This is a genomic window from Rhodobacter sp. P2_H5, assembly GCF_056403335.1.
Map to the genome: position 1 here is coordinate 1 of NZ_JBFUFS010000136.1, position 591 is coordinate 591.

1 protein-coding gene is annotated in these 591 nt (G+C 67.5%); it reads left to right on the plus strand.

The genetic code is table 11. The features are described from left to right. A partial coding sequence (locus AC1DVR_RS23960) for an NnrS family protein (RefSeq protein WP_478003117.1) occupies window positions 1-591 on the plus strand: 591 nt, incomplete at both ends.

Here is a 591-nt window from a genome sequence, read left to right on the forward strand (position 1 = left end):
CTGGACCGGCGCGCTGCCGATCGTGGGAAAACCGCTGGCCGGACTGGTGGCACTCTGGCTCGCCGGGCGTCTTGCCGTGGCGGTGTCGGCGCTGTTGCCCTGGGGCCTGGTCGCGCTGATCGACCTTGCCTTCCCTTTGGCCCTGTTCGCGGCCCTTGCCCGTGAGGTGGTGGCTGGGCGCACCTGGAAGAACCTGCCGGTTCTGGCGCTGTTGCTGGGCCTGACGCTCGCCAATGGGCTTTTCCATCTGGAGGCGGCGAAGGGCGGCTTTCCGGCGCATGGCATTGGCTTGCGCATCGGCCTTGCGGTTGCCGTGCTGTTGATCTCGCTGATCGGCGGTCGCATCGTGCCAAGCTTCACCCGCAACTGGCTGGCGCAACGGCAAAACCCGAACTTGCCGGTGCCTTTCGGCCGCAACGATGCCCTTGTTCTGGCGCTGACTGCGGCGGCGCTCGTCATCTGGACCCTCTGGCCTGAAGAGCGTTTGACGGCGGTGGCCTGTGCGGTTGCAGGTCTGGCACAGGCCTGGCGACTGTCGCGCTGGTCGGGATGGCACACCGGGGCCGAAGCGCTGGTCTGGGTGCTGCATGT